The following is a 16,556-nucleotide window of genomic DNA, read 5'->3' on the forward strand; positions in this document are numbered from 1 at the left end:
ACCTATTAACCTTCAAAACACCAGAACCCAATAATCCACAAATAACTACAAAAAAATCCCTGGAAATCTGGAAAATCTTATTAAAAGTTAATACTCCCCTTCGTCAGAATTATTTCCTCCAAGAGACTCTCACATCTTTTCATATGAGAGAAATTCGAATGAATACCCGTTCACACGGAACTTGCATGTTGGCGACAGATTTCTCCTCGAAGAAGTTCTAATTTTTTCCACCACCAACACAACAATCACCAGGATCACCAACCTTCTTCTGCGAACAAATAGCATTGCTTTCTGCACGCCTGTTTGCAGGCATACGCCCTGCCCACCGAGAGGCATATCTGATCTTCCGCTTGGCGAATTCGGATATTTTTGATTATTTCTTCTTATACTTGCCAGGAGGTTGTTAAGCAACCATTGCACTAGTCCTGACCAGTGTAGTGTCCGGTGACAGCCTCCCAAGTAGCATGGAATTATCCTCTCCTGATAGCACTAGTCTTTGCTGACCATCGCATCCTATCGTAAATTGGGCGGTTTCCGACCATCGGTGCAAGCTGGCATAACACCTATTTTTCTGGAACTACCTGGGCGTAGTCCTGGCGTTTTCACGGTTAATCGCAGTGGGTCATGAAATTCGCATTACCAAGCTGTGATTTTTGAGAAGCCATGCATATGGCCAGCACCATTTAATCAGCGAATCAGTTGACACAGGACTCACAGTCTTTTGACGACTACTAGTCGCCTTCAATGGTGGTTGAGCATCCACCTAGCGCTGCGAAATACAAAGTCAGCAAGTATCACCGCAGGCTTGGTGGATAGAAAACTTCAATGCTTCTTTTTCAATTAAAATGAAAAAACGAAAGCCCCTGCATCTGTACCCACTTTAACCTCCTTCACATTGGGCAGCGTACATATCCCAGAGCCGCGCATGCTTTGGCCAAATTTCAGCTTGATCGTTTTCTTTAGTTCGTCTGCTGTTATCACCCCCAGAGCACAGTTTCCACGGTTAATCGTGACGTTTTTTACAACAACCTCATCTGCTATAGCCCTAACTTCAAAGGTAACCATATGACTCATTGGTCCCGATCTTACGGAAACCTCCACATTGGATTGAGCTGAGCACCCTTGCAAGAACAACAACGCAACAGCACATCCTGCAAACTGAATCTTATTCTTCATTTAAATCAATTCCTTTCCAACCTGATGTATTTGTTAAAAGTTTCGCCAATTAAAATCTAACCAAGCTAGCCATCACCCATATTTCCACTCCAATATATAAGCAAACTCATCAAATCAAAAAATATAGATACCTCACAATCACATCCATTAATTCTCTCGGCACCTATCCAATTCAAATATTCCGTTTTTACGCCATGGCTCAGATCAGAATTTGTTTATCAAGATGAAGAGCATCCTTTTTGCATACTTCATTGCATGACGGCCTTCTTACGAGAATGGAGTACCGTTGAAGCCTCCGAAGATCATCTGGAACCAGAACTTCCAGAGCTTGAGAAAGGCCTGCACAAGCAGGGGCAGAAAGATGTTCAAGTTCAGGGAGACACTGACTGCCATGGCTATATCGGCTTCACCGCCCTTGGCACCAACTTCTCCAGGTGCATGCATGCCTCCTTTTCCTTGTGTTCGGTACGCAGAACTCCCGCGCAGATGCTTGGCAAGGCATCCTTTCTAGTACTGATACGTGAAGCAAACTCCGTAGATGCAAATGTATCAGAAACGGATGCTTGGGAGGTGTCTGCCAAACCCTCACCCCCTACCCGTCTGCCTGACCCGGACAACGTTCGCGACGTGCTTGCCTACTGGGTGCGCCTCAAGCGCGTCGAGAAAGGCTGGTCGCAAGAGCGCTTGGCGTTGGAATGCGATCTGGACCGCACCTATGTGTCCGCTGTGGAGCGGTCGCGGTGGAATGTGTCCCTGTCAAACATCGAGCGCATCGCCCATGCGCTGGACGTGAAGACTTGGACTCTGATAAAACCACCAGAGCCTTTGCAGTAAAAACAGAGCCGGCTAACCAAAAAAAGAAAGAAAGAAAAGGATGAACCTGGCAAGCGCCAGGTTCATCCTTTTTTTCGGTTCTCGGGACAAGCAGCTGGTATGCTCCGACGCGACAGCTGCTGCCTGGCATCCCTATCCACGTCAGTGATGGCCGGCTGACGCATCACAGGTTCGCGGCCTGGGCACAAGACGATGCGCCTGCGGATCCCGACCTGGCTTGCTCCCGGGCCACAGAACAGCGACGAAACATTCACTCCGAGATGCTGTTGAGCACGCCTTCAGCCTGAGAGTCACTTGGAGGGTAGAACTCCCTCACGATCTCCACCGCTTCAGCTTCCAGTTCCTCAAAGAGCCCCAGGGCATATCCCGCCCTTGCCACCTGCTCCAGCCCTTCCTGGTCATAGCCGCTGGACCTCGCCTGCTCTGCAGCATGTACTGCTTCTTGAATCGCCGACGCCAGCGAGTACGGCTCACGCACACCCAAGTCCACGTAGTAGATAGGTGTGCGACGAGACTGGGAGGTGGACTTGCCTCGCAGCCGCATCTCCAAGGGAAGATAAGCCAGCAAGCCACCCGAGACAGCCTGCAGGTACTGCATGCGCGCAAGAAGTGTGCGCAAGGTGTTGATGCCTGTGGTGCGCAGCACAAAGGTACTGAGTGCATCGACAAGGTTGCTGGGGTGGTCGATCCGCACATGGAACCGGCCAAACGGCTTGCACCCTTTCTCCAGTGCCAATGGGCAGAGATCAGGCCCGGTACAGGGCAATTGCTTGATGCCCGCATCGGTCACGCGTTTGCAAGTCTGACCATCCCCTACACACAGGGGCCGAGAGGTCGCTCGATCAAACAATGTGTAGTTGGCTCGCAGGTTCAGCGCGGGATCATTGAACAGCAACCGTACGGGGATACAACGGAGCTTGGCGCGCGCGGCTACCGGGGCTATCGCCCCAGTAGCCTCGTGACCAGAGCGCTGTTCTTGATCTGCGGGGGGACCCTTGTCCTTACTTTGGGCCCGCTGCGAGAGCTTGTCTCGCAGACTCATCTTGGCGAGGCTCCCAGACGGGCGTATTTCCTTTGCCCCACGCTCTTGCTGCCGTTGCACTTGCTCATGCATCCTGAAGTGATCGGCGAATTCTGCGGGGATCTCATTGAGCTCAGTCACTTCTACACCGCTGGTCATCTGCACTCGCTCCACGGCTGGACTGCGCAAGATGCCATCCAGCGGATGCAGCAGCCAGCCCTGGCGATTTTGCACCTGAGTGGTGATGGTGAACTCGTCGTCTTTTTCAGGCAGGCGTATCCCGTTGCGCTCGACGAGCTTGCCTATCGATATGCGCCCTACCACAGGAGGGGTCATCATGAGTCCTTTAATCATCTGATACTCCATTCATCAATGAAAAAGCCCCGTCTGCCTTGTGGGGCAAACGGGGCCGATGTGTTGCGAGTCAATTGGTCGCTGTTCTTCCTTGGCTTCAGGTCGACCGCGGCATCATCAGCCTCCCTCGTGCACCACGAATCGCCGTGAACCCGGCTTTGTTTCCAGGTATGCCTTGACCAGCTCTGGCTGCTTGCGCTGAAACAAGGCTGTATTGAAGACTTGGCGGTCTTTGCTGCGCTTCCAACTCACAGCTCCTGTTGCAAACCGAGCGAAGCTCGCAGAACCCATGCACTGCTGGATCCGGTGCTTGAGCAAGGCCTCCGTGGCTTCACAGCCGTTGATGTGGAGACGAAGCTGCTGGAGCTGAGCAAAGGCACCAGAAGCTGTCTCATCCTCGGACAGATCGATGTCTTCGCCGCTGTCTTGCCGATACAGGCAGCGGAGTGCTGTTGCGGTACTTTCCGATGCATCAGCAGGTGGCTCTCGCTCGGCTCTGACCCATTCCCAGAACTGCTCCTCCAAGGCAATCAACTGGGCAATCATGGTCTCATCCCGCTCGATGCGGTGGACCTGCAGTTCCTGCCCGCAAATCAGGACTGCGACATCCGCCGCTTGCTTGCCAGTGACGGCCAGCTGGTGCATGACCTGCAATTGGATGTATTCGGGCACGCCCTCCTTCCAGAGGCTTGCGCCGTGGATGCCTGCCGTCTTGCATTCCAGAATCTGCACATCGGATGCGCCGATCACTTCCCGGTCGATGTTGGCCAGCATCCAGGGAATCTGGGGATGACCCAGAACGGCATTGATACGCCTTACTCGGTTGCCGGTCCGCTTGGTGTAGTGCGCGGCCACAATGGGCTCCAGCAGGGTGCCCCAGTACATGGGGCTGGTTTCATCGTTGGGATCCACAGCAGGTAAGAGGTTGCCCTTGCCCACTTTGTGCATCCACAGCTCCAGCTGGGATTGGTAAGGATTGAGACCTACAGCGGCTGCAGCATCAGAACTGCCGATGCCTTGGCGACGGACATCCAGCCAGGCCTCTCGGGCCATGTCCTTGGTGGAAACCAGGCGCAAAGCAGGCTGACGAGAAGGTCTCCGGGAGATCGATCGCGCAGCGGATGTTGAAACAAGCACGGGCATGTTGCCTCCTGAAAAACCACCTCCCACGCGCAAAAAGCCCCTCGCGGCAACGGCGAGGGGCTTTGGGCAGGAGGATGGGGAAAGTGTTGAGAATGGACGGACGTTGCCCGCCGATGAACCGATGTCACGCTGCCAGTTGCAACGCCTGCTCCAGTGCACGCTGCTTTAGAGCAGCGCCTTGGCCAAACCAAGCACTGTCCAGACGGTTGTCTTGGCTGCGGGCCTGTTTTTCATGGTCTACGAACTCCGTCACGGCACTGAGCAATCCCCAGGCAGTACCCTTCGCCGCCTGCAGTTCTGCGCCACGGCCATGACCTTCAAACAAGGTTTGCACCTTCTTGAGAGCACGCTCGTTGGCCAGACCTGATCCCCCCTCCCCCAACTGATCGGTTTGGCAGATCACCCTGAGGAAGTAGTTCATCGCCTCATGCGTCTTGACCTTGCGCTCGGCCAGGGTCTTCATGCGGTACATAAAGCTGTCCCATTGGCCGACCGCAATGCCCAGTTGTCGCTTGACCGCCTGGGCGTCGAAGCTGGTGGAGTGTGGGACCTTGATGGAGCAAGCATTCGCACCCTGCAAGGCCATGGCCAATGTGTTGTTGCACACCACGCGCACAGAGGTGGGGATTGCCATGGTGGCAAGAGTTCCATCGCAGGAAGTGGCCAGCAGCAGATAGCTGTGGACCACATCATTGCCTTTCAAGCACGCTGACTTGCCGGTACGCGCCAGAGCCCAAAAGCGCCGACCCGCCTTGAGAACTCCTGCGGTTTCCAGCTCAAAGCCCGCAACATCCGAAAGGTCCCGGTAAAACTCCAGTACCTCCTGAGGCTGCACGACTTTGTAGCGCTGGCTGACCACAGACAACGCCGCATGCGTGTCGCTGCGGTAGAGAACCTTTTGCTCAGGGAATTCCAAAGCTTCGCCATAGAGGGCATCCCCATCGCTGGTAGCCATATAGCGCACGGACGTTTCATGAATCCTCCATTGCATACCTGCAGCCTGGGCCCAGACTTCAATGGATTGCTTTTTTGGTAATGCGTGACCCAGTTGATGCCACGGGGCTTGACCAGAATAGGCCATAGTCTCCACAAGATGGGACATGATGAATATCTCCTAGATTCACGCTTTGAACGAATGCCCACAATCGAGGCATTCTTGATTTGCCAGATAGGTTTGATCAATCTGGTCACCTATGCGGCCGCCGACTTCATGACCAACGGTGCCACCGACGATGCCTCCAAGGATGGCACCGAGCAGTGAACCTATGACGCCACCGACAGGGCCAGCAGCGAAACCCACTGCAGCACCAGTGCTGGCACCCTGCATGGCGCCAGCGATGCCAGTGGCAGTTCCGGCAGCAGAGCCAACGCGTTGGCCAACTTGCTTGCCGATGCCCTTGGCATGTACGTTTAAGGAATGGCAACACGGACATGGGATAGACATATAAGCTCCTGAAATAAAAAAGCGCTTCTGACATTAAAATCAGAGGCGCATGGTAGGAAAATTCAGATTAATGCAATTCAGATCACTTCACAGCAATCGTTCCTCGCATCATTAAAAGAATATATGACTGAAAATAATTGGAATTACAACATCTATATTTGCCAGAGAATAAATTAATAAGTATTATCATACCACACCTAATTCCGATATAGCCCCCTGATTCCCCGGCCCTGTCACATCTCCTACTTTGGGTATAGGAACAAGACTTTGCATATGACTAGGTATACGGATCCAGTAGAGGCAGCAATAAGGGATCAGCACCACAGACGCTGGTGCGCGCACCGTATGCGGCCGAGAATCCCATCTACTCCAATCGAGGCATTGCAAGCACCATCTTGTCCACGTAAACCATCGTGCACACCATGTCGCAAGCCCCCCACTTCACGCTACTCAGTCCCTCGCACACGAAGGATCTATAGCGCGCAATTCAAGGATGAGCTGATTACCACCTGCCAGCAGCCCGGCGCATCCATTACTGCCACGACGCGTCAACACGGCATGAATGCCAATGTGCTGCCTCGCTGACTCTGGGAACATCGCTTGGGCCTGCTCCAGTCTGCCTGCAATACGACGCATGCTCCTGCGCCCAGCAGGGGTGCAGTCGGTGCCGCACTTTGCGTTTGATAACAATGCCATCACCATCAATGGGGCCCGCAGCGAAGACGAGCTTGCTGCCGCTGTGTGGCCGGCGCTCGCAAGATTGGCAGGCCACTGAGCTTGATGCACGGCACTGTTTACGCGGAAAACACAAATTGTTACCTAAACGCTATAGGTAGTGCCTTGACCAAGAGTGAAACGCTACATATAGTTTGCGACACTGTTGATTTATCCAGCAGCATGCTTCGTAACTTCGGGAGTTAAAAATGGCTTCAAATACCAAGCAAACTTCTTCGAGCGTGGCCTCCTTGGCAGGCAAAACCCTGCAGAGCCCGTCTTCCAGCGCTATCCAGCGCTATCCAGCGCTATCCAGCGAACGGTAGCAGCGTCGGCCTTGCGCCAAGCTGGCTCGTCGGCGCAGACGGGAGCAAAAACTGAGAGCAAAGCTTCTGCGGCACTCGACAACCCGCGTTCGTCCTCGACGACCAAAACACTGGCGGGTTCAGTTGTCTCACAGTCGAACCGAAAGCGCTGAGCGAGCGGATAGCCAAGACGGGTGTCGCACTTTGAAGCACGGCGCCCGTCGTTTTTTCCGTGCGGGCGCGGGGCATCCTTGACCAGCAGGTCGCTCCTAGGTTCGCTTGAACTAACCATTGACAGCAGACGCGCCTAGAGTGTGTTTTGAACTTTGCTCAGGGGTCCGAAGCCAAGGGTTAGAGTTTGCGAATACCCCGCAAACCATACCCGACGGACGTCAGCGATGAAGAATGGAGCTTCGCTGCGCCGTACCTCATCCTGATGGACCAGCACGCACCTCAGCGCGAGCACGATTTGCGCGAAGTCTTCAACGCCCCGCGCTGGCTGGTGCGCGAGGAAGCGCCCTGGCGAATGCTGCCCAACGATCTGCCGCCTTGGGAGGCGGTCTACCAGCAGTAGCCGGCGCTGGCTGGACGCGGGCTGCTTCGAGGCGATGGTGCCTGACCTGCGCTCCATCATTCGCGTGGCCCAAGCGCGCCAGGGCCAGCCCAGCGCTGTGGTGATTGATGGGCGCACGTTGCAATCGAGTTGCGAGAGCGGCCCAGGTGCCGGCTATGACGGCTACAAGCGCAAGCGTGGCAGCATGTCGTGGTCAAGTCTTTTCGGACATTCCGATAGGGGATGTTCGTTCAAGCTGAGTGAGCTGCCAACGCCTGCTGCATCTCGTAGTCATTGGGTGACTGGTATCCCAGCGTGGAGTGCAACCTGATAGGGTTGTAGAAGCCCACGATGTAGTCCGCGATGTCCGCCTGGGCCTCAGCATGGTTTGCATAGTCGCGCTGCCAGACACGCTCCATCTTCAAGTTCAGGAAGAATCTCTCCATCACTGCGTTGTCCCAGCAGTTGCCCTTGCGACTCATGCTGCACACCAGGCCATGGCTCTCCAGCAACCCCATGTGCAGTTCGCTGGCGTACTGACTGCCTCGGTCCGAATGAACCAGCAATCCTGGCTTGGGGCGGCGGCTTGTGATGGCCATGCGCAGCGCCTCGCACACCAGCTGTGCTGGCATGCTCGGGGCCATGGCCCAGCCCACTACTTTTCTGGAGAACAGGTCCAGCACCACCGCCAGATAGAGCCAGCCACTGCGTGTGCGAACGTAGGTGATGTCGCTGGCCCATGTCTGGTTGGGCTTTTCAGGTTTGAACTGGCGCTGCAGCACATTGTCTGCAACAGGCAAGCCATGGCGGCTGTCGGTGGTGTGCGTGAACTTGCGCCGCCAGCGTGCTCGCAGTCCGTGCGCGGCCATCAAAGTGCGTGCTTTGTAGCGCCCAACAGCCCAGCCTTGCAATTTCAGCTGTGCACTCAGGCGGCGACTGCCGTAGCTGCTCCCACTGGCATGGAAGACTGCTTTGGCCTGAAGGCTCAGTGGGCTCACTGCAGCCTTTGTGGTGGCGCGCTTGCGCGCCGCGTACCAGCCCGAGCGGCTCATGCCCAACACCCTGCACCACTGGCTTACTGGGGCCTTCTGCGCCTGTGCTTGCGCACTCATCAGGTCCTGAATCATTTCATTTCCCGGGCGAAGAAGGCCGACGCTTTTTTTAGGAGTTCATTGTCCGATTGCAGTTGCCTGACCTGCGACTCCAATTGCCGAATGCGTTGCTGCTCGGCCGTCAACGGCTTGCCAATACCCGGACGTCCGGCCGCCTCTTCGTCGTACTGCGCCAGCCAGCGGCGCACCGCGCTGTCAACCAGATCCAGATCCTTGCTGACCTGAGCCACGCTCAGATTCTGTTCTCGGACCATCTTGACCACTTGTAGCTTGAAGGCTGCGTCAAACGCCCTGCGCGCTCTTTTGTCTTTCATGTTCGTCATTTCCTCTGGGGTCTATGGGCCCCTATCGAGGTGTCCTATTTCATTGGACCATGACAGCCTTCTCCGGCGACTTCGACAGATCCAGCAGCACCTTCGCCTCAGTGAACGCATCGGCGATAAGCGTGCGTGCAGCCTCCTTCTCCTCGTCTGTCAACTTCCTCAGCGCGAAAAGCCGACGGGCCGACTCAGTGCTCTTGAGTCCTTCGATCGCCGTCCGCGCATCGACGACGTCGCGCTCTAGGGCCTGCCCCTGCTCCTCGGGATTGAAGCTCGCCCCTAGCACCTTACGCGCTGCTTCTAGCGCAGACGACTTCTGGCTGGTTAGCGCCTCAGTCAGCAACTTGAGCGTCTTCTCGGTCGCATCGCCGTGGGCTGCTGCCGGTCTCGTTGACACCGACCTAAGCTTCTTGAGCTTGCTCGAACTGTACGGGACTGAGATATCCGAGCGTCGAATGCCGACGCGTCGGGTTGTAGAAGCACTCGATGTAATCGAACACATCTGAGCGGGCCTGGCCTCGTGTCCTGTACACCTTACGGGCCGTGCGCTCGGTCTTCAGAGAACTGAAGAAGCTCTCCATGGCCGAGTTGTCCCAGACCTCGCCAGCCCGACTCATGCTGCAAGTGATGCCCTGTTCGTCCAGCAGCCTCTGGAAGTGCTCGCTTGTGTATTGGCTACCCTGGTCCGAGTGGTGCAGCAGTGCCACTGGCCTGCCCCGGCGCCACACAGCCATCATCAGCGCGTCCACCACGAGCTGCGAGGTCATGCTCTCCTGCATCGACCAGCCCACGATTCGACGGGAGTACAGGTCCAGTACCGCAGCTACGTAAAGCCAGCCTTCTGCCGTCCAGATATAGGTGAAGTCGGCCACCCATTTCTGGTTCGGACCATCTGCCTGGAACTGACGGTCCAGCACGTTGTCAGCCACAGCACCACGCGCGCCACGGTCCTTGGGTAGTCCACGCCTTCGCGGTCTCGCACGCAGCGCCTGCTCCCGCATGAGCCGCTCAATACGATGCAGCCCACAGGTCTGGCCTTGCTCCAGCACGTCGTGCCACACACGGCGTGCGCCGTAGGTGCGGTCGCTGCGTACAAAGCTCTGATGCACTTGCGCACCCAGCACCTCGTCGCTGAGGCTACGCCGGCTCCTGGGTCGTGTGAGCCAGGCGTAGAAGCCGCCTCGCGAGACACCGAGCGCCTCGCACATCAGATTGACCGGCCAGGCCCCTCGGTGTTTCGCCACGAAGCCGAACTTCACATCGACTCCTTCGCGAAGTAGGCCGCGGCTTTTTTCAATATGTCGCGCTCCATCTTGAGCTTGGCCACTTCCTTGTGCAGCCGTGCTATCTCAGCATCCTGCGCCTTTTGTTTGCCGTTGCCAGGGAACGCCTCCTGAGGCTCCTGCCTCAGCTCACGCACCCACTTGCGCAGCACGTTCTCGTGAACGTCCAAGTCTTTGGCTGCCTGGGCCACAGACACGCCACGCTCAACGACCAGTTTGACCGCCTCGAGTTTGAACTCGCGACTGAATGTCCTTCTTCTCTCCATTAACCACCTCCGGTTTCATCTGCCACCTTAACAAGGTGTCATCGAAACCGGCAGCAGCCCACCGTCCTGCGGGTGCGGCACGATCGTGTCGATCTTCAACTCGGGATGCTGCGCAGCCACTCCAGCCAAGTCTTCTAGGCCGCGAACGAAGCGCTCGTCACATTGCTTCACCTCGGCGTTGCGAGCCTTCGTCTCTTCGCCAGTCAGGCGCTCGCGGACCTTCCTGACGTGCTTCGCCAAGTCAGTCAGTGGCGCGAGCCCGGTGAGCTGCGCCACAGCCTTTCCAAGCTCTGACTTCGAGCCAAGCTGCGAGAACGGTAGAAGCGCGGGAATAACAGTACCGATGCGAAGCACCTGGCTGTCGAGGCCCATTCCCGAGAAGTCTGGTGGCTTCTCTTCCAAAGTGCCGCGGTTTGACCGGGTCTGGGTGCGTCGCACCGTGTGCAGTTGCCCCGTGTTCGTATCGCGAAACTCGAGCTCAACCCAGGTATCCACTGGGACATGCTTGCTCGTAAGCCTTCCCATTGAAGCGGGCGGAAGAGGCGTTACGGGCGACAGCTTATAGCTCGCAGGCTCTGCCGCCCCATCATGAACCAGGTCGAATTCAAAATCCTGGTCCGCCTTCTCCGGTTCGCGCTGCGGCCGCAGGAGCATGCCGGTAATGCACCAAACCACCGCGTTGAGCAGCGAGGTTTTGCCCGCGCCGTTGAACCCCTCAAGCATCGTGACGCCCGGCATAACCTCCATGATGAAGTCCTCTGGCGCTTGGGCGGTCGTCCCGAACGCGTGGATACCGGCGAAGCGGTGTGCTTGGATTCGCGTCAGCACATATACAGCGTTTGAAGCAGCCAGCGCCGACGCAGGCACCGATGGCTGAATCAGCGTTGGGCCGATACTGGTAACGATGGCTTCGATGTCGGAAAGAGTGACGTTCCCCGTCCACTTGCCGCGATTCTTCGCGTACCACGCCAAGACCGCTCGACTAGGCAAATCCGCAAGCGAGAAGGGCTCACCAGCGGAGCCAACACTCACTGCACCGCCGCCGATCAACTCGGAAAGCAACGACTCGATGGAATGTAGATGTAGCGGCTTGACGCCAGCGTTGTCTTCGACCAAGGCACCTCCCTGTTCTGGCCGCCAAGCGCCACTACACGAACGATGGTTCTGCGCTTTACGTCGGGCGTGCGACCGCGACTGCGCCCTACTCTTTGGAATGATTGTGCAGCAAACGTTGCGAAGCGAAGAAGCGATACCACTCGATGTTGCGTGTATGCGCCGACGCGGCGGTGCAGCAGTCGGGTGCCCAGTGATAAGGCCGCAACGCTGGAAGCCCGGAACCTAGCCAATCTATGACGGGTAAGCCCGCAAAAAGCGTGAGTTCGTCCTGGGTGGACGAAGGATCGTAATATCTGCAAAGTCGACTTCGGGCTGTGAGCCGCTGGTCAGCCGCCTTCCTATGAATGACGGCTGCCAGGAAAAGCAGACACTTGAGAGCAACCGGGCTCGCCACTCATATCTGAAAACCTGATGCAGCCAGCATAGGCAGCAGTCCAAGCATTCCGTTACAGTCTATTTACATGTCAAAAGTCAATGCCAGCACTGTCCGATTCCTGACCTAAGCAGGCCGCGCCGGATGGTGACTGCGGGCATGCCCCATCGACCCAGCCGCCAGAGACAGAGGAAACAGGAGACTTCGAGTTGCAGCCGACACCGCCCATGCCACCTCCGTCCAAACAACTGCAGACCGATACGCAAGCTCTGCCCGTCGATGCAACTGTACTTTTCGTAGCGCTGCAGTACCAGTTGCTTGTGGCCGTAGAACAGTGCCACTACCTCATGCCCGGAGAGTGCCTATGGATTGAAGCCATGGGCGATGTCACCGTGCCGGGCAAGACGCAGATTGAGGTCAAGCACTACAGCGACAAGCTGACCGACAGTCACCAGAACTTCTGGAACACGATCCGGAACTGGCTGCATGAGCGGTTTGACCGCAGCAGCTACAAGTCCCTGGTGCTTCTGACTACTCAGGAGTTCGGCGCCCAGAGCCGCCTCAAGGGCTGGAACATCCTGACCGCTGTGCAGCGGCTTGAGCGCATGCAGGAGATCGGCAGCGACGGGGCTGGCGCACCGCAGACGCAAACCGAGGAGACACCCGAGCCGCAGGACGCGGCCGTCCAAACTGCTGAAACTACGGCCCGTAAGCTGTCCAAGGCGCGGGCACTACAGCAGGAGGTGCTAGCGCCCGATAGCCGCGCGGCGCTGATGGAGGTGTTGGAACGCATGGTCATCATCCCGAGCGAAGACGCCCTGCCAGAGCGCATCGACAGCTACAAGACCCGCTACCTCAAAGTCATACGACCGTCGCTGCAGCAACAGTACCTGGATGACTTGCTCGGCTTCATGTTCAGCACCGAACTCGTCCTGCAAGGCTGGAAGATCACCAACGAGGCGTTCACCGCCAAGCTGACAGCTCTGCACTCCTCGTACGGGAAGCATTCGGCAGAGTTCCCTTTGAGAGATCTTCGGCCGCTGGAAGAAAAAGTCGATCTCGACGAAATCAGGCCCCTGCTCTTCGCCAGGAAGATCCTCGAGATCGAGGGCGAAAAATATCTCAAGCACGCGGCCCTGCACCGCCTGTTTGCGCAGGACTACATTTCCGGGCTCCTCAAGGATCAGATTCCCATCAAGCCCTCTCTTGACCTTTATCTCCACAACCACCGCAGCAACCATTTTGTGGAGCGAGAAGCGGCCATTCTGGATTGCGACGACCTGCAGGACGACACAGCCCTCAAGAAGGCGTCACTCAGGTTCTACCTGGCACGTCTGAAAGCTCCGACAGAACCTTTTTGCGCCATGGCCAACACCATGCCTGAATTTCGCAATGGCATTTATCACATGCTGGCAGACGAGAATCCCAAAAACAAGAACGAAGAATTTCACTGGAAACTCTGGGAATGATGAATACCGCCGCCGATCATCTCTATACCTTGCATCGCAACGCCTTTGCGCTCGCGCCAGTGATCCAGAGCTTCTACCTGAACTGGGAGCCGATAGAAAAAGACATCCTGCTGAGCTATTTAGTTTTGCCCCTGGTGTCCTTTCCCGCGATGCAGGATTATTTGCATACCGCCAATCGAACCAGTTCGATCCGGACCATGACATCCGACTCCTCCCGATTGGTCGGCTTGGCACTTCGCATCTCGGAATATAAACCCATCACCAACAAGGCGCTGTTAATACTGCGCTCGGATGAAAGCCTCCAAATCAACGACGACCTGTCGGTTTTTGCCAGTGAAAACCGACAGTCTGAGAATGCGGCCCCCAAGATGCTGCGTTATGCGCGTCAGCTTGCCATGGTATTCAGGAATGAAAGTGTCGTGACCATTTATAGAATGCTGGGATTGAAGTCGCTATGAAATGTTATGTCCGATATATCGGAGTGATCGACCAAGAAAATGAGTCGCACAGTGTGAAATTCAAGCAAGGCTTGAATGTGATTACCGGCAAATCTTCAAAGGGCAAAAGTGCCATTCTCGACATCTTCGATTACTGCATGGGCAGTTCCGAAGACACGATTCCGCAAGGCATCATCACCCAGCGGGCGAAGATATTCTTTACCGTATGGCGCTTTTCCGGCATGGCGGTCGTCGCTGGCCGCAGAGCGGACAACGCCAACCAATGTTTCCTGCGAGAGGTCAGCGGTGAGCACGCCAGGCATGTGCTGGCCTACGTCAAGGACGTGGACAACTTCTTCACCGCGCAATACCAGCTTAGCCGGATCGAATTCTCCAAGAGCCTGGGGCGCTACTTCGGTGTCACCATGGACGACATTGACACCGACCCGCTGCAGAAGCAGCTCATGCGTCAGAAAAGCCCGACGCCTTCCATCCGCAGTTTTGCCTCGTTCATGCTCCAGCATCAAAACCTGGTGGCCAACCGGCATGCGATCTTTTACCGCTTCGACGAAAAGCGAAAACGCGAACAGGCCATCGATCACTTCAAGATCTTCATGGGGATTGTGGGAGAGGACTATTTCGACCTGGCCAAGGAACTCGCCGAAGCAGAAACCGAGCTCAAGCGTGCGCTGGCGGTCATTCCTAAGCAGGAGCAGATCAAATCGGCCGGCATCGGAGAGATAGCGGGCTACCTGCGTGAGTTCCAAGCCCTGGCGGGCACGCCGCTGACAGAGTTGACCGCCGAAGAAATCTGGATGCGGCCGGCGCAGGCCCTGGAACACTTGACCGGCATCGCCATCACGGTCGATGGGCAGTCCGATACCTTCGACGCGACCCGCAAGGAACTGCGCACACGCAAGGCCGAGCTCATGGCCGAGATCCAGAAGGCCCTGAACACGCGCTACCTGCTCGACGTCTCGACACAGCAAGTCGAGGGATTCGCTGGTGCCATGACGGATCTACCCATCCCGAAGGCGACCCATCTGGACCATGCCGTGTGTCCGGTCTGTGAGTCACCCTCGGAAGCCGCCGAAGATGAGGCCAACAGACTCTCAGCAGCCATCCACTGGCTCAACGGTGAGCTGAAGGTCTCGGCCTATGCCCGCGAGGGCTTTGGCCAGGAGCGTCGTGACATCGACGAGCAGCTCAAGAAGGCGCGCCAGACCTTGCGGCAGGTCGAAAACGCACTGCGTCCACTGGACCAGGAGGCCGACCGCCTGCAGCGCTCGAAGTCTGTCGATGCGGCAGCGCAAAAAGCCAAGATCAAGCTGGAAATCGCCATTGAGCGCCGCATCGAGAGTCCGCCCACGGAAGCCACGGAGTTGGTGAAGTTGCTCCAGGACCGGGTGGAGGACCTGAAATCGAAGAAGGCTTTGCTCGACGTCGAGCCCCGGCTGCTGGCCTTGCAACGCGACATCAACCGGCGCCTGGAGATCATCGGCACACATTTCGACTTCGAGGACTCCTATAAGAATGGATCCCTGAAGTTCGACATCGATTCCTTCGACCTGTGGCATGAGACACCGGGGGTAAACGGCGCGCCTGCGAAGAAAGTCTTCCTGCGGTCGATGGGCAGTGGCGCGAACTGGCTGTATTCGCACCTGACGCTGTTCCTGTCCCTGCACTACCAGTTTGCAGCCTACGCTGACTGCAAGCTGCCACCCGTGCTGTTTCTCGACCAACCGACGCAGGTCTACTTCCCCTCCGCCGATTACGGCAAGGAATTCAATGCAGCCCAATTGCGCGCGAACCAGGGCGACACATCCGCCTACGCGCCCGGCAGCCCGCAGTCCGAAGAGACTGCGGACGAGCCCGTGACACGCGCCGCGAACTCGCCTGTGGACACGCACACACGCATCTCGACGGCCGATGACGACTTGAATACCGTCGCCAAGATGTTCACCGTCCTGGCTAAGTTCTGTGATGACACGGCACAGGAGGTTCGCAACAAGCCGCAAATCATCGTCTGCGACCATGCCGACAGACTGGAGCTCGGCGAGGGCTACGACTTCGAGGACTTCGTCGCCGACCGCTGGCGTGACCGTGGCTTCATCGCGACGTGACCCTGCAGCAGGCTCAGGCCGCCATCGGCCCGCCCGCATCGCCTGGTTGGACCTGGCGGGCTTTGTCCTGCTGGCTTACTGGGTCAGTTCCAGATGAAAACCAGCACCCAGCCGTAACGGCCCAATCAACTGGCGAGCTTTCATTTCGGCTACGTGAACACTAGGGCTGGTCTGAGCAGGTCACCCATCGAACCCGGGTGTCGGGTTTCGCATTCGATGCAGACGTTGGAGGCACCGAGGGCGACGACGGCAATCGCTGCAAAGCAGGCATCTGAACGCCGCACTTCAATGGCATCAAGGGCTCATCAAGCAACGGATGCGGTGTTCAGCCATGGTCGCAACATTGACCGGCAGCGAGGGGCAGACATACTCTTCCAAGGTCGGGAGGCAGCAGTGCGCCGTCCAACGATGACCGCTGACACCTGAGATAACAAGTGCGCGGCTTGCAGATAGACAGGAAAGCAGCTCTATTTTTGTTGGTACTTATGTTGGTACTTTTCGAAAGAATTCAGT

12 protein-coding genes and 1 pseudogene are annotated in these 16,556 nt (G+C 56.8%); 5 read left to right on the forward strand and 8 right to left on the reverse strand.

Features of this window, described 5'->3' with window-relative positions:
- Nucleotides 1–840 precede the first annotated feature (840 nt).
- Nucleotides 841–1,176: a hypothetical protein gene (locus U6958_RS22040; protein WP_074923426.1), complete on the reverse strand. Its 336-nt coding sequence runs from the start codon at nt 1,174–1,176 to the stop codon at nt 841–843.
- Nucleotides 1,177–1,431: 255 nt separating this feature from the next.
- Between U6958_RS22040 and U6958_RS22045 the strand changes: the two genes are divergently transcribed.
- A complete protein-coding gene (locus U6958_RS22045) occupies nt 1,432–2,010 on the forward strand; it encodes a helix-turn-helix transcriptional regulator (RefSeq protein ID WP_279627044.1) in 579 nt (192 codons plus the stop codon).
- Between the two features lie 250 nt (nt 2,011–2,260).
- On the opposite strand, the gene U6958_RS22050 is transcribed toward U6958_RS22045, so the two are convergent.
- From U6958_RS22050 to U6958_RS22060, 3 genes are all read right to left on the reverse strand, one after another.
- Nucleotides 2,261–3,385 (reverse strand): phage capsid protein, encoded by a 1,125-nt coding sequence (locus tag U6958_RS22050; RefSeq protein WP_074923434.1) that lies wholly within the window; start codon nt 3,383–3,385, stop codon nt 2,261–2,263.
- 117 nt (nt 3,386–3,502) lie between these two features.
- Nucleotides 3,503–4,528: a YqaJ viral recombinase family protein gene (locus tag U6958_RS22055; protein ID WP_074923428.1), complete on the reverse strand. Its 1,026-nt coding sequence runs from the start codon at nt 4,526–4,528 to the stop codon at nt 3,503–3,505.
- Nucleotides 4,529–4,652: 124 nt separating this feature from the next.
- The gene (locus U6958_RS22060) at nt 4,653–5,630 is read right to left on the reverse strand and encodes a DUF932 domain-containing protein (RefSeq protein WP_074923429.1); all 978 of its coding nucleotides are present in this window, start codon (nt 5,628–5,630) and stop codon (nt 4,653–4,655) included.
- 1,725 nt (nt 5,631–7,355) lie between these two features.
- Between U6958_RS22060 and U6958_RS22065 the strand changes: the two are divergent.
- Nucleotides 7,356–7,749: pseudogene (locus U6958_RS22065) on the forward strand (transposase); the annotation flags it as partial.
- Between the two features lie 46 nt (nt 7,750–7,795).
- On the opposite strand, the gene U6958_RS22070 reads toward U6958_RS22065, so the two are convergent.
- The 4 genes from U6958_RS22070 to U6958_RS22085 form a co-directional block, all read right to left on the reverse strand.
- Nucleotides 7,796–8,979 (reverse strand): IS3 family transposase gene (locus U6958_RS22070; protein ID WP_201266015.1). Its coding sequence is split into 2 segments (ribosomal slippage): nt 7,796–8,697 and nt 8,697–8,979, totalling 1,185 coding nucleotides; the frame shifts between segments, so codons are not numbered across the junction.
- Nucleotides 8,980–9,019: 40 nt separating this feature from the next.
- The gene (locus U6958_RS22075) at nt 9,020–9,373 is read right to left on the reverse strand and encodes a hypothetical protein (RefSeq protein WP_350337284.1); all 354 of its coding nucleotides are present in this window, start codon (nt 9,371–9,373) and stop codon (nt 9,020–9,022) included.
- 4 nt (nt 9,374–9,377) lie between these two features.
- Nucleotides 9,378–10,525 (reverse strand): IS3 family transposase gene (locus tag U6958_RS22080; protein WP_089577556.1). Its coding sequence is split into 2 segments (ribosomal slippage): nt 9,378–10,264 and nt 10,264–10,525, totalling 1,149 coding nucleotides; the frame shifts between segments, so codons are not numbered across the junction.
- A 27-nt stretch (nt 10,526–10,552) separates the two neighbouring features.
- The gene (locus U6958_RS22085) at nt 10,553–11,641 is read right to left on the reverse strand and encodes an AAA family ATPase (protein ID WP_074923506.1); all 1,089 of its coding nucleotides are present in this window, start codon (nt 11,639–11,641) and stop codon (nt 10,553–10,555) included.
- A gap of 600 nt (nt 11,642–12,241) precedes the next feature.
- Here U6958_RS22085 and U6958_RS22090 point away from each other — a divergent pair.
- Genes U6958_RS22090 through U6958_RS22100 form a run of 3 tightly spaced genes read left to right on the forward strand, consistent with a single transcriptional unit; the run spans nt 12,242 to nt 16,043 of the window.
- Entirely contained in the window at nt 12,242–13,483 is a 1,242-nt protein-coding gene (locus U6958_RS22090; protein ID WP_074923507.1) for a hypothetical protein, read from the forward strand.
- On the forward strand, nt 13,480–13,941 hold the full coding sequence (locus U6958_RS22095; RefSeq protein ID WP_074923508.1) for a three component ABC system middle component: 462 nt from the start codon (nt 13,480–13,482) through the stop codon (nt 13,939–13,941). The genes U6958_RS22090 and U6958_RS22095 overlap by 4 nt, the downstream gene beginning before the upstream one ends.
- Before the next feature lie 53 nt (nt 13,942–13,994).
- Nucleotides 13,995–16,043: a DUF3732 domain-containing protein gene (locus U6958_RS22100; protein ID WP_208607085.1), complete on the forward strand. Its 2,049-nt coding sequence runs from the start codon at nt 13,995–13,997 to the stop codon at nt 16,041–16,043.
- The last annotated feature ends 513 nt before the right edge of the window (nt 16,044–16,556 follow it).

The organism is Delftia lacustris, assembly GCF_040267515.1.
GTDB classification, from domain to species: Bacteria; Pseudomonadota; Gammaproteobacteria; order Burkholderiales; family Burkholderiaceae_C; genus Comamonas; species Comamonas tsuruhatensis.